Here is a 21,105-nt window from a genome sequence, read left to right as displayed (position 1 = left end):
TCCCTCAATGTACGGGTGCGGACACGACCGCCACCACCGCCTTGCGCCGCCCCAGCTTGCGTTCCCCGACCACGAACTGCACCAGCGCAATCGCCAGCGACATCAGGATCATGAGCACCGTGCAGTACGCGAGCGCAATGCCGTAGTCGCCATTGCCGACGCGGCCGATGATGTACGTGGTGGCGAGCTCGTTCTCTGCTGTGACAAGAAAGATCACCGCGCTCACCGTCGTCATCGCGCGCACGAAGCTGTAGACCAGCGCGGCCACGAGCGCAGGCTTGAGCAGCGGCAGCACCACCTTGAACAGGGTCTGCGAGGTCGATGCACGCAGCATCAGCGAGGCTTCGTCGAGCGAGCGGTCCAGTTGCTTGAAGGCGGCCGTGCCGGCCCGCACGCCCACCGGCAGGTTCCGGAACATGAAGCACAGCACGATGATGAGCCCGGTGCCCGTGAGCTCCAGCGGCGGCACGTTGAAGGCCAGGATGTAGCTCACGCCGAGCACCGTGCCCGGAATGGCAAAGGCCAGCAGCGCGCCGAATTCGAAGATGCCCTGCCCCTTGAACTCGTTGCGCGCCAGCAGCCAGGCGATCAGCAAGCCCAGCGCCGCAGTGATCGGCGCCGAGATGCCCGCGAGCTTGAGTGTGGTGATCAGCGAGTTCCACGCCGTGCCCGCCCACACCAGCCCGAACTGGCCCCACTCCAGCGCGAACGCATTCTTGAAGTGGTTGAGCGTGAAGCTGTAGTCGCGGCCCCAGGTCTGCACGAAGCCGCCGGCGAAGGCGAAGAGGTAGACCACCGCGGTGAACGCGATCCACGGCAGCGCGATGCAGTAGATGGTGCGGCGTACGCCGTCGGGCAATGCCATCGCGATGCCTGCATCGCCCTTGCCGCTCACGGTCGTGTAGTTCTGCTTGCCGAGCAGCCCGCGCTGCAGCGCGAACACGCCGAGCGCGAACAGCGTGAGCACCCAGGCAAGCGAGGCCGCGCGGCCCTGGTCGTACTGCGCGCCGACGATGGCAAAGAAGATGTCGGTCGACAGCACCGAGAACTGCCCGCCCACCACCACCGGATTGCCGAAGTCGGCAATGCTCTCGATGAAGCCGACCAGGAAGGCATTGGCCAGCCCGGGCTTGAGCAGCGGCAGCGTGATGGTGAAGAAGGTGCGGCGCCGGTCGGCGCGCAGCATCTGCGCGGCTTCTTCGAGGCTGGGCGCGATGCCCTGCACCACGCCGCGCATGATCATGAAGGCGATGGGCGTGAAAGCGAAGAGCTGCGCCACCAGCACGCCCGGCATGCCGTAGAACCAGCGCGTGGGCTCGATGCCGAACACGTTCTCCAGCAGCTGGTTGACGATGCCCGCGCGGCCGAACAGCAGGATGAGGCCGAGCCCCACCACGAACGGCGGCGTGATGATCGGCAGCAGCGCCAGCACCCGCAGCACGCCCTGCCCGCGCTTGCTGCCGCGCTCGGCCATCAGCGCCATCAGCGTGCCGAGGAAGGTGGTGCCGGCGGCAGTGAGCAAGGCCAGCACCAGCGTGTTCCACGCCACGCCGCAGCGCACGCCGCCCGCCAGGCACCCCAGGCCCCAGATGCGCTCGGTGAACACGCGCGCGACGAAGGCGCCGATCGACCATTGCCCGTCTTCGTTGAAGAACGCACCCGAGAGCGCCTTGCTCACCGGGTAGGCGATGAACAGCGCCATCAGCACGCCGCAGCCGATGACCGCGGCCGCCACGAACAGGTCGCCCTTGAAGAGACCGAGCCGCGCAATGCCGAAGGCGGCCAGCAGCACCAGCGCGGTGAGCGCCACGAAGCCGCCCGCGCCGATGCCGAACTGGTTGATCGCCAGCTCGCCGAACTGGGTGTTGAGCGCCGCGACGCTCCAGCCGCGCGCACCGATGGTGAAGCCCGCGACTGAAAGGCCGATGGCGCCGATCGCACCGCCTGCCAGCAGCCATCGCCCCTGCGCGCGGCCGGCAGGCAGCCACGCGCCGATCGCGCACATCAACAGGCCTGCGAGGCCGATGAAGAGCCAGCTGCGCCCCTGCGTCGCGGCCTGCATCAGGCCGTTGGCGCCCTCCGCCTGCCCGAAGACCTGCGGAACGGCTTCGTACCAGGTCGCGTCCTGGATCGCGTACCAAGGCAGCAGCAGGTACGCCGCGATACCCAGCGCGACCCACGCCCAGATCCAGCGCTGCGAGCGCCGGGCGGCCGCCACGGACGCCGGGTTGACCGGCGCGCCGCCGGTGGAACGTGCTTCCACTTAACGGGGCAGCGAGTTGACGTCCTTTTCCCAGCGCGCAATCAGGCGCCGGCGTTCGGCGCTGGCGCCGTACTTGGCGTAGTCGTAGTTGATGAACTTGATCTTCTTGAAATCGGGAATGCGCGGGTCGAGCCTGGCGCCCGCGTTGCTCGGGAGCTGGAACTGCTTGTTGGCGGCGCCCAGCTCCTGCGCTGCGGGCGTGAGCGCCCATTCGTAGAACTTCTTGGCCGCATCGAGGTTGCGCGCGCCCTTGATGATGCTCATGGAGCCGATCTCGGCGCCTGTGCCGTCGCTCGGCGTGATGGTCTCGACCGGGAAGCCCTGCATCTTCTCGCCGGGGCCGTCATGCACGAAGCTGATGGAGATCGCGGTTTCGCCGCGCGCCACCGCCTTGATCGGGCCGGTGCCCGAGCGGGTGTACTGGCCGACATTCTTGTGAAGTGCCTTGAGATACTCGAAGGCCTTGTCCTCGCCCATCAGCTGCACCAGCGTGGCGATCATCGTGTAGGCCGTGCCGCTCGATGCGGGGTTGGCCACCTGGATGTCGCCCTTGTATTCGGGCTTGAGCAGGTCGGCCCAGGTCTTGGGCACGGCGAGCTTCTTCTTGGCGAGCAGCTCGGGGTTGTAGCCGAAGCCCAGCGGCCCCGAGTAAATGCCCACCGTCTTGTAGCCCGACTGCTTGGCCTGCTGCTGGGCCCAGGGGTGCAACTGACCGAGCGTGGGCGACTTGTATTCGAGCGTGAGGCCCTGCTCAGCCGCCTGCAGGTGTGGATCGCCGGTGCCGCCGAACCAGACGTCGGTCTTGGGGTTGTCCTTCTCGGCGATCAACTGGGCCAGCGCCTCGCCCGAGCCCTTCAGGGCCATGTTGATGCGTACGCCCGTGGTGCGGGCGTAGACGGTGGAGATCACGTTGCACCACTCGGCCTGGACCGAGCAGATCACGTTCACGGTCTGTGCCGATGCGGCGGCCGACAGGCCCACGAGCGCGGCTGCGCAAAAAAGCTTCTTCATCTGGTATTTCCCTGCCTCATGCATAAAAAAAGGCCTTGCGGCCTGAAGGCAGCGTAGCTTTAGTACAGGTCCCGGGAATCGGTACAAGTACCATCGCGACTGGCACATTGCCTGCTCGGCACTCAGACAAAGGAAAGTTTTCTCATGAGCTTCGATCTCGTTCTGTTCGGCGGTACTGGCGATCTCGCGTGGCGCAAACTCATGCCCGCGCTGTTCCAGGCCTTCCGGCACGGCAGCCTCCCGCAGGACGGACGCATCGTCGGCGTGGCGCGGGACGACCTGTCGGACGACCAGTACCGCGAGCTGATCCAGTCGCGCTTCAGCGCGGTCGAAGGCGCCAAGCGCCCCTCCCCCGAAGAATTCAAGAAGTTCGCGTCGATGCTGCATTACCTGCGCATGGACCTCTCCAAGCCCGACGACTACGGCAAGCTCGCCGACCTGCTCAAGCAGCGCGATGCTTCCACGGTCGTGATGTACGTGGCCACCGCGCCCGCCCTCTTCACCCAGGTGGTCGAGCAGATCGCAGCGGCCGGCCTCAACGGCCCCAAGACCCGCATCGTGCTCGAGAAGCCCCTGGGCCACGACCTCGCATCGAATCGCGCCATCAACGCGGCCGTGGGCAAGGTGCTGGAAGAAAAGCAGGTCTTCCGCATCGACCACTACCTCGGCAAGCCCTCGGTGCAGAACCTGTTCGCGATGCGCTTCGGCAATGCCCTCTTCGAGCCCATCTGGCGCCGCGAGCACATCGCCAACATCCAGATCACCATCGCCGAAGACCTGGGCGTTGAAAAGCGCGGCGCCTTCTACGACCAGACCGGCGCACTGCGTGACATGGTGCAGAACCACGCGCTGCAGCTGCTGTGCGCCATTGGCATGGAGCCGCCGATCAACTCGCATGCCGATGCGATCCGCGACGAGAAACTGAAGGTGCTGCGCGCCCTCAAGCCCTGGACGCCCGAGAGCCTGAGCCTGCATGCGATCCGCGGCCAGTACACCGCCGGTACCGCCTATGGCGAGCGGGTGCAGGGCTACCGCGACGAGCCCGGCGTCGACCCCGACAGCCGCACCGAGACCTTCGTGGCGCTGCGCACCGAAATCGCCAACTGGCGCTGGGCCGGCGTGCCGTTCTACATCCGCACCGGCAAGCGGCTCGCGTCACGCGATGCGCGCATCGAAGTCAACTTCCGCCCGACGCCGCATGCGATCTACCGCGCGCCCGCTGGCAACGTCAACAAGCTGGTGATCAACCTGCAACCCAAGGACGGCCTCGAACTGCACATGCTCGCGCAGGCGCAGGACAACCGCCAGCGCACCAACGGCAACCAGAGCGCCGCCGCGCAACTGGCGCCGGTGCAGCTCGACCTGGACTTCGACAAGCGCTTCGGCGCGGAACGCGTGGGCGCCTACGAGCGCCTGCTGCTCGACGTGATCGACGGCCGCCTGAACCTGTTCGTGCGCAGCGACGAGCAGGAAGAAGCATGGCGCTGGGTCGAGCCGCTGATCGACAGCTGGGCATCGGACGGCGGCCCGCGTCCCTATGCGGCCGGCACCTGGGGCCCGAGCGCATCGAGCGCAATGATTGCGCGCGACGGCTTCGCCTGGGGCGAAGAGCAGTAAGCCTTCAGCCGAACTGCACGCAGCGCATGCTGAGCGTGCCGGACTGGAATCCCTCGTAGACCGTCTTCGCGCGCTCGCCCGCTCCGGCGGCGCCGAGGGCGTAGAGGAACGGGAAGTAGTGATCGGGCGTCGCAACGGCAGTGGACGCGCCTTCCAGCTTTTCATAGCCGATCAACGCGCGGTCGTCGCGACCCGCAAGCGCCGACTTCACCGCATCGTCGAAAGACTGCGCCCACGGACGGCTGGCCTTCGGCCCGTCGACCGTGCCGCGGTCGGTGGCGCGCAGGTTGTGCACGACGTTGCCGCTGCCCATCACCAGCACGCCCTTGTCGCGCAACGCGGCCAGGTCGCGCCCTACCGCGTAGTGGAAGGCGGCCGGCTTGTCGTAGTCGATGCTGAGCTGGAAGACCGGCACATCGGCCTTCGGATAGAGATGCTTGAGCACCGACCAGGTGCCGTGGTCCAGGCCCCATTGGTCGGTGGCGATGACCGGTGCCTGCTTCACCACGCCGACGGTTTCGCCGGCCAGCGCCGGGTGGCCGGGCGCGGGGTATTCGACGTCGAACAGCGCCTGCGGAAAACCGCCGAAGTCGTGGATCGTCTTCGGCTTCGCCTGCACGCCGACGCCGGTCGCGCCGCGGCTCAGCCAGTGCGCCGACACGCTGAGGATGGCCGTCGGCGGCGGCAACTCCCTGCCCCATGCGGACAGGCGGCGCGTGAACGCGTTGTCGGCAATGGCGTTCATCGGCGTGCCGTGGCCGATGAAGATCACCGGCATTCGCCGCGAAGGCGCACCGGCCGCATGCGCGAGCGATGCCATGCCGGCCAGCGCGGTGGTGGCGCTGAGCGCCGACCCCATGAGAAAGCCGCGCCGGCCCAAGCCCGCGGAAATCGTTGTTGTTGTCGTCGTCATTGCCATGGCGCGACTCTGCCGCAGATTCCGGCACCGGGCGGTGCCTTTGCGCACACTTTCGGAAAGCCGGCCGGACTCGACCGACCTACTTCCCGCGCAGCACGGGCGGCTCCCGCAACGGCGCGCCCTTGACCACCAGCTGCACCACCACGGCCACGACGATGTTGAGCACCAGCGCGGTCAACCCGGTGTACAGCGTGTAGCTGCCGTCGCCGATCACGAAGGTATGGACCGGCTTGATGCCGTCTGAGAACGCGATCCAGCTGCCGCCGACCAGGCCGACGAGCCATCCGGCGAGCAGCGCCGGCGCCCGGAACCAGCCGAAGAACAGGCCGAACACCACGGCCGGGAAGGTCTGCAGGATCCACAGGCCACCGAGCAGTTGCAGGTCGAGCGCGAACTGCGTCGGCAGGAACAGGATGAACACCAGCGCCCCCACCTTGACCACCAGCGACACGATCTTCGCGACCTTGGCCTCGCCGGCGGGCGTCACGTCGGGCCGCACATAGGCCTTCCAGAAATTGCGCGTGAACAGGTTGGCCGCGCCGATCGACATCACCGCCGCCGGCACCAGCGCACCGATGGCGATGGCGGCGAACGCGAAGCCCGCGAACCACGAAGGAAACAACGCATTGAAGAGCGCGGGCACCACGTCGTTGTTGCTCTTCACCGTGAGGTGGGCCGCGTAGGCCATGTATCCCAACAGCGCAATCAGGCCGAGCAGCACCGTGTACGCCGGCAGGAAGACGGCGTTCTTGCGGATCGTGTTCGCGCTTCGGGCCGCGAAGATGCCGGTCAGCGTGTGCGGGTACATGAAGGCCGCGAGCGCCGAGCCCAGCGCCAGGCTCGCATAGGGCAGGTATTGCGCCGGCTTGAGCGTGAGGCCGGTCGCGCCGCCCTTGGCCGCGAAGGCATCGCCGGCCGCATGGAACACGCTGCTGTAGCCCCCGAGCTTGATCGGCACCAGCACCACCGCCACCAGCACCACGATGTAGATCATCAGGTCCTTGACGAAGGCGATCAGCGCGGGCGCGCGCAGCCCGGCCGAATAGGTGTAGAGCGCAAGGATCACGAAGGCCGCGGCCAGCGGCAGTTCGCCCGTGAGGCCCAGCGCCTTGATGACGACCTCCATGCCCACGAGTTGCAGCGCGATGTAGGGCATGGTCGCGACCACGCCGGTCACGGCCACGGCCAGCTCGAGCGCGCGGGAACCGTAGCGGCCATAGACCACGTCGGCCGCCGTCACATGCCCCGCGCGGTGCGCCGCATGCCACAGCCTGGGCATGATGATGAAGACGATCGGGTAGACGAGGATGGTGTAGGGCAGCGCGAAGAAGCCGTATGCGCCCACGGCGTAGACCAGCGCGGGCACGGCGATCACGGTGTAGGCGGTGTAGAAGTCGCCGCCCACGAGGAACCAGGTGATCCAGGTGCCGAACTTGCGGCCGCCCAGCCCCCATTCGTCGAGGTGGGCGCCCTTGCTGTTCTTGCCGCCGGTCTGCCAGCGCGAGGCGGCAAAGCCCATCACGGTGACCAGCACGAAGAAGAAGATGAAGACCGACAGCGCGGTCCAGTTGATCTGGCCGCTCATCATTCGTCTCCCTCTTCATACCCGCTGCGGTACACGATCCAGATCAGGAGCGCCGTGATCGGCACCCACAGCAATTGGTACCAGTAGAAGAAGGGAAAGCCGAACAATTCGGGCAACGGGCTGTTGTAGAACGGAAGCCACAACAAACCCACGAAGGGCAACAGGAGCAGGGCCCACATGTGCTGTTCTCCTTGGTGTGATTTTTACGAAAGCACCAGGGAGTTATAGATCGAAAGCCGAACACGCGGCGCCGACCCGGATTAAGCCGACCCGGATTAAGCCGGCCCGGGCTCCGCGGGCCCGAAGGCGTGAATACGTTCGCCGATCGGCGCGAGGAAATCGCGCAGCAGCGGCTCCTGCATCAGCTCGCGGATGTAGCCCGGCACCAGGCGTCCGTTCTGGGCATACACGTCGAGCACGCGCAGGCACTCGCCGCGCAGCACCGTGGCCGCCTGCACCTCGTCGTGCTGCGCGCAGGCCTGTGCCATGTCGCGCAGGAGCGCCGTGGCGCCGGAGGCATCGGCGGTCCACTGCAGCCCGTAGAGCCGTGCCAGCTGCCGCGCGCCGGCCGACGACAGGCGCGGAAAGACCAGCGGCAACAGGCGTTCGCGAACATGCGCCAGCGCGATGACGTCGGCCTCAGTCGGCGCGGGCGCGAGGGGCTCCGCCTGCTGCCGGCTCAGGATCATGTCCAGGTTGGCCAGCAATGCACCGTCGCCGACGAGCGCGAGCAGCAGGCCCATCCATGCGAAGCGGCCGAGCGTGGCGTCGAACCCCAGCCCTCGCTGCCGGATGCGCGGCAGCGAGAGCATCAGGCTGCCCATCCGCAGCGGCTGCTCGCACGGCATGTGAGCCAGCAGGCCGGCCAGGATCTGCGCATGCATTTCCGGCACACGCTGGACCCCAGTCTCTCCAGAAATATGCCAGGCGCCCACGGCGCCGACCGCCGGCGAGCCCTGCAGGAACGCGGTCTGCACCTGCAGCCGGTTCGCCTCGCCGCGCTCGGCGGGCGACCACAGGGCCAGGCAGTCGCCCTCGGCCTGCGAAAGACCCCATTGCGCGGCGGCGGCCCAGCCCATCGGCGCCGGGGCTTGCAGCAGCCGCAGCCCGGCAAGGCGCGGATCGGCGGCCATCCGCTCGCGGATCAGGGCCACCGTGTCGTCGGTCGAGGCGTCGTCCACCACGATGATCCGACGCGGCGCCAGGGTCTGGGCAGCCATCGATGCGAGCGCGGCCGCCACGCCGGCGCCGTCGTTCCGGGTGACCATCAGGACCGACACCTTCGAGGCCTGGCCGCCGGCCGTCGATGCCTGGCGGCTCGCCAGTCGCTGCGATGTCGCGGCAAGATAGCGCTGCATTGCGCCCGCCAGGATCTCGTGCTGCGGCGGCAGGCTTGCCAATGCCAGCGGCCCTGCCTTTTCCAGCGCCTGCCGTCGCGGCGCATCGGCCAGCAGCGCGCGCACGCGATCGACGAGCTCGTCCTTGCCGCATCCCTCCACCGCATCCCTGAGCACCGCCGGTATCTCGGAATGGGGGTACAGCTCGGACACCACCGCCTTGCGGTTGCGCAGCAGGATGGACAGGCGCGGCACTTCCGCCGTAGCGGTGCGGTCGGCCTTGCGCATGTTGAGCCCGACCTTGGCGCGCGGCAGCAGTGCATCGCGCTGGGCGGGCGTCCAGGCGGTTCCGATGGGATAGGCCACGCGCAGCCCGGAGGCCTCCAGCGCGCGCAGCACCTCGAGGCGCCGGGGCATGGTCTCGCCGAAGAAGATGACGTCGATGTCCTGTTCGTCGTCGGGCAGCACCTGGTCCTGCGGCACCACGGGCGTCGCCTGCGGCTCGAAGGTCAGCGGCACGTAGTCGGACCTGAAGATGCCCAGGGCCTGGTGATGCATCAGGTTCTCGAGGCTGTACTCCCACACCCAGGCTCGCTGGAGCAGACGGCCGTAACCCGGCTTCTCCGCCAGAAGCTCGGGCAGCGCCGGCTCGAAGTTGACGACGATGGTGTTGGGCGGTAGGTCCTCGTCAGAGGGCAGGCCCAGGCCCATCGCGAAGAAGAAGATATTGATGTCGGCGTTGTCGACACTCGGTATGGCTTCGACCGAGGTGGTGCAGCCGAGCCGCTCGCAGGCGATGCGAAAGCTCTCCATCACCTCGGCAACGTTCTCGTTGCCCAGCGAACAGAAACGCAGGTGCGGCCGGTACGGAAAACCCTCCGGCCATTCGACCGGGCCGCCCACCGTCACAGCCGGCCTTCCTCCACCGCGTGGCAAGCCACCTGCACGCCCTTGATGCCCAGCAGCTTCGGCCGTTCCGCGGAGCAACGCGCATTCGCATGCGGGCAGCGCGGATGGAAGGCGCATCCCGTCGGCGGGTTCAGCGGATTCGGCACCTCGCCCTGCACTGGGGTGCGCTGGCGCCCCGTGTGCTTCATCTGCGGGATCGCGTCCAGCAGCATGCGCGTATACGGGTGCTGCGGATCGGCGAAGAGCTTCTGCTTGTCCGCCACCTCGACCAGCCGACCCAGGTACATCACGCCGACCTGGTCGGCCACGTGGCGCACCACCGCGAGGTTGTGCGAGATGAAGAGGTAGGTCAGGCCCTGCTCGCGCTGCAGATCCTTCATGATGTTGAGCACCTGCGCCTGCACGCTCACGTCGAGCGCAGAGGTGGGCTCGTCGCACACCAGGAACTCGGGCTGCGTGGCGAGCGCGCGGGCAATCGAGATGCGCTGGCGCTGGCCGCCTGAAAACTGGTGCGGGTACTTGCTCATGTCCAGCGGGGAGAGGCCCACTGACTTGAGCAGCTCGCCCACGCGCTCGCGCAGTTCGGCCTTGCCGCTCAATATCTCGTGCTCGCGCAGCGGCTCGCCGATGATGTCTTCCACGATCCAGCGCGGGTTCAGGCTCGCATAGGGGTCCTGGAAGATCATCTGGATGCGGCGGCGCAGCTTGCGGCCCTCGGGCGTCTTGAACGCGGCATGCGCGTCCTGTCCGTCGAACTGCAGGCCGCCGCGCGTCGGCGCATAGAGGCCCACCAGCAGACGGGCCACCGTGCTCTTGCCGCAGCCCGATTCGCCGACCAGCGCGAGCGTCTTGCCGCGCTCGATGGAGAAGCTCACGCCGTCCACCGCATGCAGCAGCACGCGCGGCTTGCGTTCGAGCACGCGGTTGAGCCAGGGCGGCGAGACGTCGAAGGTGCGGGCCAGGTCGTGCGCGACGACCAGGGGCTCGCCGGTTGTTTCCTTGCGGGGTTCGATCACGGCGCTCATCGCGTCACCTCCGCGATGGGCTCGGCCGCCTCGGGCGTGGCGCGTTCGCCGGCCGCGAGCGCGTCGTGGTGCTTCGCCGCGAGCTCGGCCTGGCCCAGATGCGGATCGGCCGCATCGTGCAGCCAGCAGGCCGCGCGCGTGGCGCCGGCATGCAGCAGTTCGGGGCGCTCGGTGAGGCAGCGCGCGAAGGTGCGCGGGCAGCGCGGGTTGTAGGCGCAGCCGGTCGGAATCGCATTGAGCCGTGGCATCGCGCCGTCGATCTGGTTGAGCCGCTCGCGGTCGCTCGCCATGTCGGGAATCGAGGCCATCAGGCCCGAGGTGTAGGGATGCGCAGGCTGGTGGATCACTTCGTGCACCGGGCCGATCTCGGCGATGCGGCCGGCGTACATCACGGCCACGCGGTCGCAGGTCTCGGCGATCACGCCCATGTCGTGCGTGATCAGCATCACGGCCGCGCCGCGGTCCTTGCAGATGCGCTTGAGCAGCTGAATGATCTGCGCCTGGATCGACACGTCGAGCGCGGTGGTCGGCTCGTCGGCCACGATGAGCTTGGGCTCGGCAGCGAGCGCGAGCGCGATCACCACGCGCTGGCGCATGCCGCCCGAAAACTGGTGCGGGAAGTGGTCGATGCGTTGTTCGGCCGCGGGAATGCCTGTGTCCTGCAGGAGGCCGATGGCGCGCTTGCGGGCTTCGGATTCGGTCACGGGCAGGTGCGCGCGGATGGTCTCGACGAGTTGCCGGCCCACGGTGTAGAGCGGGTTCAGCGAGGTCAGCGGGTCCTGGAAGATCGCGCCGATCTTGCGGCCGCGGATCGGGCGCATCGCATCGAAACTCAGGTTGTCGATGCGCTGGCCCTCCAGCAGGATCTGCCCGCTGGCCACGCGGCCCGGCGGTTCGAGCAGGCCGATGATGGCCGCGCCCGTGAGCGACTTGCCGGCGCCCGATTCGCCCACCACGCCGAGGATTTCGCCGGGCGCGATGTCGAAGGAAATACGGTCGATCGCACGCAGCGTGCCGCGGCGATGCGGAAACTCGACGACGAGGTCCTGGACCTGGAGCAGCGTCATGGTGGCGTTCTCCTTTTCTCTTCAGCGCAGGCGCGGGTTGAGGGCGTCGCGCAGCCAGTCGCCCAGCAGGTTCACGCTCAGGGCGATGAGCACCAGCATCAGGCCCGGAAACACCGTGATCCACCATTCGCCCGAGAACAGGTACTGGTTGCCGATGCTGATGAGCGTGCCCAGCGAGGGCGAGGTCGGCGGCACGCCGACACCGAGGAACGACAGCGTCGCCTCGGTGATGATCGCGGTCGCGACCTGGATGGTAGCCAGCACCATCACCGGCCCCATCACGTTGGGCAGCACATGGCGCAGCATGATGCGGATCGGCGCCACGCCGGTGACGCGCGCGGCCTGCACGTATTCCTTGTTGCGCTCCACCAGCGTGGAACCGCGCACCGTGCGCGCGTACTGCACCCAGCCCGTGAGCGAGATGGAAATGATCAGCACGCCGAACGCGAGCGACTCGTGCGCGCCCGGAAAAAGCGCTCGGCCGACGCCGGCGATGAGCAGCGCAACCAGGATGGGCGGGAACGACAGCATCACGTCGCACACGCGCATGAGGAACGAATCGAGCCAGCCGCCGAGAAAGCCGGCCAGCAGGCCGAACACCACGCCGACGACGACCGACAGCACGACCGAGACGACGCCCACGATCATCGAGATGCGCGCGCCGTAGATGACGGCCGAGAGGATGTCGCGGCCCTGGTCGTCGGTGCCGAGCAGGTACTTGGCGGAACCCTCCGCGCTCCATGCGGGCGGCAGGCGTGCATCGCCGAGCTCGAGCGTGGCAAGGTCGAAGGGGTTGTGCGGCGAGACCCATCCGGCGAACGCCGCGCAGAACAGGCAAACCAGTGCGATCAGCGCCGCCACCATTGCCACCGGCGAGGTGCGGAAGCTGTAACCGACGTCGCTGTCGAGCCAGCGGGCAAGGGTTTTTTTCATCGCCGGGCCGCCCCAAGATGAAAAGCGGCCCCCTCGGGGGGCAGCGGACCTTGCGCAGCAAGGGGAGCGTGGGGGTTATTTTTCATCGTGGAGCAAAAGGAATGGGCCCGCAAGAAGCGGGCCCATGGTCAGGCCGCCCGGGGAGCGGCCGGGGGCATCACTTGATGCTCATCCACTTGAAGTACATGAAGTTGTCGGCCAGCTGCACCAGCTCGACCTTCTTGCTCACGCCCCATGCCAGCGACTGCTGGTGCAGCGGCAGCGTGCCGATGTCGTCCGCATGCAGCTTGAAGGCTTCCTTGATGAGCTCGTTGCGCTTGGCCTTGTCGCTCTCCGACTGGATCTTCTTGGTCAGTTCGTCCAGCTTGGGATTGCAGTACGCCCCCAGGTTGAACTGGCCCGTGCCCTTGTCGTCCGGGCAGGCGGTCAGCGAGCTCAGCGCGTTGTGCGAGTCGTAGGTCGTCGGGGTCCAGCCGAGCATGTAGAAGCTGGTGTCGCGACGCAGGATCTTGGGGAAGTAGGTGCCCTTGGTCTCGGCGGCCAGGTTGATCTTGACGTTGATCTTGGCAAGGTTGGCGGCCACGCTCTGGCAGATCTGGCCATCGTTCACGTAGCGGTCGTTCGGGCAATTCATCGTCACTTCGAAGCCGCTCGCATAGCCGGCTTCGGCCATGAGCTTCTTGGCGGCTTCGACGTCGAAGGGCAGGCGCTTGTCCTGCTCGGCGGTCCAGCCGTTGATGCCGGGGCCGACCAGCAGGCCCGTGGGCTTGGAGGCGCCGCGCATCACCGTGCGCTGGATGCCGACGATGTCGATGGCCTGGTAGAAGGCCTGGCGAACGCGCTTGTCCTTGAACGGGTTCTTGCCCTTGATGTTGGAGTACAGCAGCTCGTCGCGCTTCTGGTCCATGCCCAGGAAGATGGTGCGCATCTCGGGGCCGGTGATGACGCGGGCGTTGGGCGCGGCGTTGATGCGGGCGATGTCCTGCACGGGCACGGGCTCCATCACGTCGACTTCGCCCGAGACCAGCGCGGCCACGCGGGTGGCGGGGTTGGCGATGGGCGTGAAGACGATCTCCTGCGCGTTGCCGTCGATCTTGCCCCAGTAGGTGCCGTTGCGGGTGAACACGGTGCGCACGTTCGGCTGGCGCTCGCGCACGCGGAACGGGCCGGTGCCGTTGGCCTTGAACGAGGCGGTGTTCTCGATGCCCTTGCGGCGGTCGACCGGCTTGGTGGCCTGGTTTTCCTCGCACCACTTCTTGCTCATGATCATGGTGAGCGAGATCACGTCGGGCAGGATCGGGAAGGGGCCGTTGGTCTCGATCTCGACGGCGAGGTCGCCGACCTTGCGCACGGCCTTGATGTCGCTCAACGTGGCGCGCATGTCGGAGCCGTCGCCCTGGGCGCGCGCGAAGCTGAACACCACGTCGTCGGCGGTGAACGGCGTGCCGTCATGGAACACCACGCCCTTGCGCAGTTCGAAGCGCCAGACGTTCGGAGAGGTCTGCTTCCAGCTGGTGGCGAGCAGCGGCGCAAGGCTCAGGTCCTTGTTGCGTCCCACGAGGGTTTCATAGACGTTGGCGGTGACGCTCAACTGGAGCGACTCGTTGAGCGAGTGCGGGTCGAGCGACAGCGCATCGCCCTGGTTCGCGATCCGGATGGTCTGCGCGCTCGCGACCAGGCTGGCGGCGCCCAGGGCGCACAGGACGGCGACCGCGGCCGCTTTCTTCTTGAAACTCATGGGAACACTCCTCGGGTTGAAATCGAACACATCACGACGCCGCGGTGGCGGCTGCTTTCCCTGGCTGCGTGTCGCGGGTAGCGGCAAGCGGCATGCCCTGCTCGACCAGCCCCGCGTGCAACGCGGCGCCGAGCGGCAGGATCTCGTCGTTGAAGTCGTAGCGGCTGTTGTGCAGGAAGGCGCCTTCGCGCACGTCCTGGCCGATGCGCAGGTACGCGCCCGCCTTTTTCTGCAGCATGAAGGAGAAGTCTTCGGCGCCCATGCTGGGCTCCATGCTGCGGTCGACATTCTTGGCACCGACCAGCGACTCGGCCACGTCGGCCGCGAACATCGCCTCGGGGGCGGTGTTGATGGTGGCCGGATAGATGCGCTCGTACTTGATGGTGGCGGTGGCGCCGAAGCCGCCGGCGATGGCCGTGCACAGCTCTGTCAGGCGCTGCTCGACCTGGGCCTGCACCCGCGCGCTGAAGGTACGGACCGTGCCGACCAGCGTGGCCTCGCCCGGGATCACGCTCATCGCGCCGAGGTCGCCCGCCTGCACCGCGCAGATGCTGACGACGGCCGCGTCGATGGGGCGCACGTTGCGCGACACGATGGTCTGCGCGGCCGTGATGATGTGCGCGGCGACCACCACCGGATCGATGGTCTGGTAGGCATGCGCGCCGTGGCCGCCCTTGCCCTTGATCTCGATCGTGATGCGGTCGGCCGCGGCCATCATCGCGCCGCGGTTGATGCCGACGGTGCCGGCCGGCATGGCGGGCCAGTTGTGCATCGCATAGACCGCGTTCACCGGGAAGCGGTCGAACAGGCCGTCCTCGATCATCACGCGCGCACCGGCGAAGCCTTCCTCGCCGGGCTGGAAGATCAGCACGGCGGTGCCGTCGAAATCGCGCGTCTCGGCGAGGTAGCGCGCGGCGCCGACCAGCATGGCGGTGTGGCCGTCGTGGCCGCAGCCGTGCATCAGGCCGTCGTTGGCGGAGCGCCAGCCGAAGCTGTTGTCCTCGCGCATGGGGAGCGCGTCCATGTCGGCACGCAGGCCGATCATGCGGCCGCTGGCGGTGGACTTGCCACGGATCACGCCGACCACGCCGGTCTTGCCGATGCCCTCGTGGATCTCGTCGACGCCGCAGGCACGCAGCGCTTCGCGCACGCGGCCGGCGGTGTAGACCTCTTCGAAGCCGAGTTCGGGGTGCGCATGCAGGTCGCGGCGGAAGGCCGTGAGTTCGGGATAGAAGCTCGCGATGTTCGCGAACGCCCTGCCAGATGCCTTGAGGCGCGGAGCCGATACGGTGGTGCCGGTAGAAGAAGCTGCTGCTCTCATGTTCAATGCCCTCCCGCCTTGCCGACGCGCAGACGCGGATCGACCACGAAGTACAGCAGGTCGACCACGAGGTTGATCACCACGAAGATCAGCGCGATGAGGCACAGGTAGGCGGCCATCACCGGGATGTCGGCGAAGGTCACGGCCTGGATGAACAGGAGGCCCATGCCGGGCCACTGGAACACCGACTCGGTAATGATGGCAAAGGCGATCAGGCCACCAAGCTGCAGGCCGGTGATGGTCATCACCGGCACCAGCGTGTTCTTGAGCGCGTGTCCGAAATGGATCGCCCGGTTCGACAGGCCCCGGGCGCGCGCGAACTTGATGTAGTCGGTGCGCAGCACCTCCAGCATCTCGGCGCGCACCAGCCGCATGATCAGCGTGAGCTGGAAGATCGCGAGCGTCACCGCCGGCAGCACGATGTGGTGCCAGCCGTCGGCGCTGAAGAGGCCGCTGGTCCACCAGCCGAACTTCACGGTGTCGCCTCGGCCGAAGCTCGGGAACCAGCCCAGCGTGACCGCGAAGACAAGGATCAGCAGGATGCCGATCAGGAAGGTGGGCAGCGACACGCCGAGCAGCGAGACCGTCATGAACACCTGGCTGAGGAAGGTGCCGCGGCGCAGGGCGGTGTAGACGCCCATCGGAATACCGACGAAGAGCGCCAGCGCGGCGGCGACGAGGGCCAGTTCGAGCGTGGCCGGGAAGCGCTCGCCGATCAGGCGCGAGACCTTGGCGCCCTGGCGCAGGCTCAGGCCGAACTCGCCCTGGGCCGCATTGACGAGGAAATGCCAGAACTGCACGAAGAAGGGCTTGTCGAGCCCCAAGCCGGCGCGCAATTCACGGATCTGCTCAGGCTTGGCATCCTGGCCCAGCAGGAACACGACGGGGTCGCCGACGTATTGAAACAAGAGGAAGGCAATGAACGCGACCGCGATCATCACGATCACGGCCTGGATCAGGCGGCGCAGTACAAAGGCAATCATTAGCAAACAAAGTGATCGGGCATGCTAGCAGTGCAAGGTGCGTGCCCGCACGGGGGTTCCCCGGGGGTGCACACACATGGTGCTCATTGCCAACACCCTGCCCGTTGCAGCGCCGGAACGAAAAAAAGCCACCCGACTTGCGTCGAGTGGCTTTTGAGCTTTTAGCTTCGAAGCTGGCTTACGCCAGCGTCAAATCAGAAAGCGTGACGGATACCGAAGTCGTAGCCGGTAGCGGTCTTGGGGGTCAGGCCGCCGGTGGTCACGAAAGCGGGGCCAGCACCGGTGGTGTAAGCCGCGCCGTTCTTGTTGCTCACACGAGCGACCGTTGCGTACAGAGCCGTGCGCTTCGACAGGTTGTGCACGTAGCCGATAGCCAGCTTGTTAGCCTTTTCGTCGGCGGGGATCACTGCGAACGGGTTGAAGATGTCAGCGGTCCGGTTCCTGTCGATCTTGACAGCCGAGTACGAAGCGCGGATCAGGCCAGCACCGACCGGCACGGTCACGCCGAGCAGGTAACCGGTCAGGTCGACGTCAGGCGTACGAACCAGGGGTTCGTTTTCGAAGTCCGACTTGTTCTTCGAACGCGACACTTCACCGAAGAGCTTCACGGGACCGAAGTCATACGAAGCGCCGACGTTGAAGGTGTTGACCTTGGTGGTCACGCCAGCGTAGTACTGGTCGCCAACGGTGCTGCTGCCGTAAGCAGCTGCGACGTCCAGAGGACCGTTTGCGTAGCCGAAACGACCACCGACGTAACGGCCAGCGCGCGAGTTGTTCGCAACGTTAGGCGTAGCGGTGCCGGGGCTGTACTTGGTCTTTTCGCTGAACGAGTACTGCAGTTGGCCGTAGAAACCGCCCAGGTTCGGGGGCAGGAAGTAGGCGATGTTGTTGCTGGTACGGGTGTAGTTGCTACCACCGACGTCCGTGATCTGGGGCGTGTTCACCAGAGGCGTCTTTGCAGCGCCGTAGCCGTTGAACGCAGCGAAACCCGACGAAGCCGTGAAGACCAGGTTGGTGCCAACGCCGTTGGTGCCGAACGGATCGAACACGGTGTCGTTCCAGAACGTAGCGGAGTAGTCACGACCCAGGCGGATTTCACCGAAACCACCCGACAGGCTCACGGTCGAACGACGAGCGAACGTCGAAACGCCACCTTGGCCGTCGTCATTGGTGATCGGGGCTTCGAGCCAGAAGCTGGCTGCCAGGCCACCACCGAGGTCTTCCGTGCCACGGAAGCCCAGACGGCTGGAGTTGTAGCCCGAATTGGCCAGTTCACGACGACTTGCCTTGATGCTGCCCTTGTTCACGTAGAACGGGTTCAGGATCGTGGCACCGTTCAGGTCACGCGAGGTGGCCGAGTAGCCGCTGATCGACGCGTCGACCACACCGAACAGCGTGACGGACGACTGAGCCGAGGCAACACCGGCAACAGCCAGGGCAGCCAGAGCAACTAGAGATTTTTTCATTGCAAGTTTCTCCAAGGTTAAACATAGGGCTCCGGTGCGAAGGGCTCACCGTGACTGGCACTTTGTGCTCCCACCGGACCCCGGGCCAACCTCCTTTTGGGAAGTTGATGCTATTGCACCAGAGCCGCTGCGGCAGGGCAAAACAAATCGCCCGAAAACTTGGATGGCCTGCGCGTTTCGTTGCAGTCCTGCAACAAAGGACTTAGCCCGCCTGCCGCACCACAATGCGGAAAAATGACGTAACCTTTTGAAGCACTTTTTGGGTGCGTTCAAATAGGCGCATGACGCTCTCGCTTGACCCTGTCCTCGCCGCAGCAGATGCGGCATTGCGCACCCTTTTTTCCCGCCCTCATGCGACACGGGCCACGCCCATCGCGCCCCAGGCGCTCGGCGAAATGAACGAAAAAGAGCGCCGCCATGCCGGCGCGTTGATGCGAGTCAACCATGTCGGGGAAGTCTGCGCCCAGGCGCTCTACACGGCCCAGGCGGCTGTGGCGCGCGATCCGGGCCTGCGCGCCCAATTCCTCGAGGCTGCGCACGAAGAGACCGATCACCTGGCCTGGACACGACAGCGCCTGGACGAACTGGGCGATCGGCCTTCTCTATTGAATCCACTCTGGTATGCCGGAGCTTTTGGCCTCGGCCTCGTCGCCGGCCGCCTGGGGGATCCCTGGAGCCTTGGCTTCGTGGCCGAGACCGAGCGTCAGGTGGAGGCCCATCTCGACAGCCATCTGGGCCTGCTCCCACCATCCGACAGTGCCTCCCGGGCCGTGGTGGAGCAGATGAAATTCGACGAGGCGCGCCACGCGGCGCAGGCCGTCGATGCCGGTGCCGCGGAACTCCCGGCGCCAGTCAAGGCCCTGATGCGCCTGGCCTCGCGCGTGATGACCACCGTGGCGCACCGGATCTGAAAAACCCCTCGGCCTCAGGTTTCGATCAGGTCGAAGCTGGTGGTGATCTCGGCGGTCTTCGCCAGCATGATGCTGGCCGAACAATAGGTTTCGTGGCTCAGCGCAATCGCGCGCTCCACTGCGGAGGCCGGAATCCCCTTGCCGGCAACGGTGAAATGCATGTGGATCTTGGTGAAGACCTTGGGGTCCTTTTCCGCGCGCTCGCTGGTCAGCTTGACACTGCAACGCTCGACGCGATGGCGGCCCCTCTTCAGAATCAGCACGACGTCATAGGCGGTGCAGCCGCCGGTGCCTGCAAGCACCGTCTCCATCGGCCTCGCGGCGAGGTTCTGGCCGCCGTTCTCCGGCTTGGCCACATCGGGCGCGCCGTCCATCATCAGGACGTGACCGCTGCCGGTCTCGGCGACAAAGCCCATGGCCGAGCGCGTTCCCGCGTCGCCGGTCCAACTCACTGTGCATTCCATGATTCTTCTGATTCCAGTCGGGATGCCGGGCAAAAACGCACGTTGGCATCGGATTTGTGTGGGAAAAGCGTCACTCGCTTGTTGCAACGCAACAAACAGTCGATATACTTTATTTCATCGCGCATACGTTTGCGCCCACAGTTGTCTCCTCCACCCTTCCAATTGGTGGATTTAGCCCCGAGCTGCAAAGCTCGGGGCTTTTTTCTTTCCCGATCGACCGGCTCAACTGACGTCCCCACTTTAGTTTTCGTCCCGAAAGGGCAGTTGCTCTGGCTGCCCTGGCTGTTGCCGGTGTTGCCTCGGCTCAGTCGTCCGTCACGCTGTTCGGTGTGGTCGACGCGTCGATCAGCGGCTATTCGAACGGCTCGCGTGATCTGCACAACGGCGTCACGTACGTCAACGGCTTCCCGGTCATCGATCCGCTCTACGTGAACCAGGGGAGCGTCAAGGTCAGCAAACGCGCTCTGGCCAGCTCGGGCTACAACAGCAGTCGTCTGGGCTTTCGTGGCACGGAAGACCTCGGTGGTGGTCTGGCAGCCAGTTTCTGGCTCGAAGCCCCCATCAGCAATGACGACGGCGCCACCGGTGTTGCATCTTTCAAGCGTCGCTCAACCGTGAGCCTGTCTGGCGGCTTCGGTGAGATTCGCCTCGGTCGTGACTACACCCCGACCTTCTGGAACGACACCGTGTTCGATCCGTTCGGCACCAACGGCGTTGGCACCAATCTGATCAACACCGCCAACGGGTACAACACCGCGAGCTTCGGCGCCAAAGACACGGGTGGTTTCGGTGGCAATCCGAGCTACGACCGCGCAAGCAATTCGATCGGCTACTTCCTGCCGCCGAACCTCGGGGGCTTCTACGGTCAGGTGATGTATGCCTTCCATGAGCAGACGAAACTCAAGTCCGACTCGGCGGCCCTGACCAATGCGTTCTACAAGGACAACACGGCGCGCGCCGGTCGCTACGTCGGTGGTCGCTTCGGCTACGCCAACGGCCCTCTGGACATCGCAGTCGCATACGGCAGCAGCACCGCTGGCGATCAGTATCAAGCGGGCATCACCAACAAGGTGAACACGTTCAACCTCGGCGCTTCGTACGACTTCGGTCCGGTGAAGCTCTTCGGTGAGTTCTCGAAGGCCAGGAACAAGGTCGACTACGAAACCCAGCAATTCAACATCGTCAATAGTGGAAACGGCACCGATCTGACCGGCTACCTGGTCGGCGTGACCGTGCCGGTCGGCGCAGGCCTGATCCGCGCTTCGTACTCGAGCGTCAAGTACGACGAAAACCTGAGCGTGAACCCGTTGACCCCGTTCGCGATCCTCCCTGCGGACGAGAAGGCCAACAAGCTGGCCATCGGCTACGTGCACAACCTGTCGAAGCGCACCGCGCTGTACGCAACGGTTGCTCGCGTCAGCAACAAGAACGGCGCAGCCCTGACGACGGGTGGTCCGGCCTTCTATGAAGCCAAGAACGGCGCATTCACTCCGAAGACCTCGACCGGCTACGACTTCGGCATCCGTCACGCGTTCTGATCCGTAAGTCTTGATTCC

Annotated in this window: 17 protein-coding genes; 3 read left to right on the top strand and 14 right to left on the bottom strand. The window is 66.1% G+C overall.

Annotated features, from left to right (window positions below):
* Nucleotides 1-4: 4 nt before the first annotated feature.
* Together GNX71_RS05845 and GNX71_RS05840 are read right to left on the bottom strand one after the other, a co-directional pair.
* Entirely contained in the window at nt 5-2,263 is a 2,259-nt protein-coding gene (locus GNX71_RS05845) for an iron ABC transporter permease (RefSeq protein WP_206177445.1), read from the bottom strand.
* Nucleotides 2,264-3,274 (bottom strand): ABC transporter substrate-binding protein, encoded by a 1,011-nt coding sequence (locus tag GNX71_RS05840; RefSeq protein WP_206177444.1) that lies wholly within the window; start codon nt 3,272-3,274, stop codon nt 2,264-2,266.
* Between the two features lie 144 nt (nt 3,275-3,418).
* On the opposite strand from GNX71_RS05840, the gene zwf reads away from it, so the two are divergent.
* Complete coding sequence (zwf, locus tag GNX71_RS05835) at nt 3,419-4,891, top strand: glucose-6-phosphate dehydrogenase (protein WP_206177443.1); 1,473 nt, start codon at nt 3,419-3,421, stop codon at nt 4,889-4,891.
* Between the two features lie 4 nt (nt 4,892-4,895).
* On the opposite strand, the gene ygiD is transcribed toward zwf, so the two are convergent.
* The 11 genes from ygiD to GNX71_RS05780 all read right to left on the bottom strand — a co-directional run bounded on the left by ygiD (nt 4,896) and on the right by GNX71_RS05780 (nt 18,174).
* A complete protein-coding gene (gene ygiD, locus GNX71_RS05830) occupies nt 4,896-5,810 on the bottom strand; it encodes a 4,5-DOPA dioxygenase extradiol (protein ID WP_206177442.1) in 915 nt (304 codons plus the stop codon).
* Between the two features lie 79 nt (nt 5,811-5,889).
* On the bottom strand, nt 5,890-7,395 hold the full coding sequence (locus GNX71_RS05825) for a sodium:solute symporter family protein (protein ID WP_206177441.1): 1,506 nt from the start codon (nt 7,393-7,395) through the stop codon (nt 5,890-5,892).
* Complete coding sequence (locus GNX71_RS05820; protein WP_093439587.1) at nt 7,395-7,574, bottom strand: DUF3311 domain-containing protein; 180 nt, start codon at nt 7,572-7,574, stop codon at nt 7,395-7,397. Before GNX71_RS05820 ends, GNX71_RS05825 begins: the two co-directional genes overlap by 1 nt.
* A 96-nt stretch (nt 7,575-7,670) precedes the next feature.
* Entirely contained in the window at nt 7,671-9,641 is a 1,971-nt protein-coding gene (locus GNX71_RS05815; RefSeq protein WP_206177440.1) for a glycosyltransferase, read from the bottom strand.
* Entirely contained in the window at nt 9,638-10,666 is a 1,029-nt protein-coding gene (locus GNX71_RS05810; protein WP_206177439.1) for a dipeptide ABC transporter ATP-binding protein, read from the bottom strand. Before GNX71_RS05810 ends, GNX71_RS05815 begins: the two co-directional genes overlap by 4 nt.
* Nucleotides 10,663-11,733 carry an ABC transporter ATP-binding protein gene (locus GNX71_RS05805; protein ID WP_206177438.1) on the bottom strand — a complete coding sequence of 357 codons (1,071 nt, stop codon included), beginning with the start codon at nt 11,731-11,733 and terminating at the stop codon, nt 10,663-10,665. The genes GNX71_RS05810 and GNX71_RS05805 overlap by 4 nt, the downstream gene beginning before the upstream one ends.
* A gap of 21 nt (nt 11,734-11,754) precedes the next feature.
* Nucleotides 11,755-12,666, bottom strand: a complete 912-nt coding sequence (locus tag GNX71_RS05800; protein ID WP_206177437.1) for an ABC transporter permease — start codon at nt 12,664-12,666, stop codon at nt 11,755-11,757.
* Nucleotides 12,667-12,823: 157 nt separating this feature from the next.
* On the bottom strand, nt 12,824-14,404 hold the full coding sequence (locus GNX71_RS05795; protein WP_206177436.1) for an ABC transporter substrate-binding protein: 1,581 nt from the start codon (nt 14,402-14,404) through the stop codon (nt 12,824-12,826).
* 31 nt (nt 14,405-14,435) lie between these two features.
* Nucleotides 14,436-15,725 (bottom strand): M20 aminoacylase family protein, encoded by a 1,290-nt coding sequence (locus tag GNX71_RS05790; protein WP_206177435.1) that lies wholly within the window; start codon nt 15,723-15,725, stop codon nt 14,436-14,438.
* Between the two features lie 2 nt (nt 15,726-15,727).
* Nucleotides 15,728-16,708 carry an ABC transporter permease gene (locus GNX71_RS05785; protein ID WP_206177434.1) on the bottom strand — a complete coding sequence of 327 codons (981 nt, stop codon included), beginning with the start codon at nt 16,706-16,708 and terminating at the stop codon, nt 15,728-15,730.
* A 194-nt stretch (nt 16,709-16,902) separates the two neighbouring features.
* Nucleotides 16,903-18,174, bottom strand: a complete 1,272-nt coding sequence (locus tag GNX71_RS05780; RefSeq protein WP_206177433.1) for a porin — start codon at nt 18,172-18,174, stop codon at nt 16,903-16,905.
* Between the two features lie 281 nt (nt 18,175-18,455).
* Here GNX71_RS05780 and coq7 point away from each other — a divergent pair, with 281 nt between their 5' ends.
* Entirely contained in the window at nt 18,456-19,085 is a 630-nt protein-coding gene (coq7, locus tag GNX71_RS05775) for a 2-polyprenyl-3-methyl-6-methoxy-1,4-benzoquinone monooxygenase (RefSeq protein ID WP_206177432.1), read from the top strand.
* Nucleotides 19,086-19,099: 14 nt separating this feature from the next.
* Here the strand turns inward: coq7 and GNX71_RS05770 are convergent, their stop codons facing one another.
* The gene (locus GNX71_RS05770) at nt 19,100-19,549 is read right to left on the bottom strand and encodes an OsmC family protein (protein WP_206179359.1); all 450 of its coding nucleotides are present in this window, start codon (nt 19,547-19,549) and stop codon (nt 19,100-19,102) included.
* Between the two features lie 269 nt (nt 19,550-19,818).
* Between GNX71_RS05770 and GNX71_RS05765 the strand changes: the two genes are divergently transcribed.
* Nucleotides 19,819-21,087 carry a porin gene (locus tag GNX71_RS05765; protein WP_206179358.1) on the top strand — a complete coding sequence of 423 codons (1,269 nt, stop codon included), beginning with the start codon at nt 19,819-19,821 and terminating at the stop codon, nt 21,085-21,087.
* Nucleotides 21,088-21,105 lie beyond the last annotated feature (18 nt).

The sequence above is a fragment of the Variovorax sp. RKNM96 genome (assembly GCF_017161115.1).
Taxonomy (GTDB): domain Bacteria; phylum Pseudomonadota; class Gammaproteobacteria; order Burkholderiales; family Burkholderiaceae_C; genus Variovorax.
Note: the sequence above shows the minus strand (reverse complement) of the source record. Positions and strands in the feature narration are given on the sequence as shown.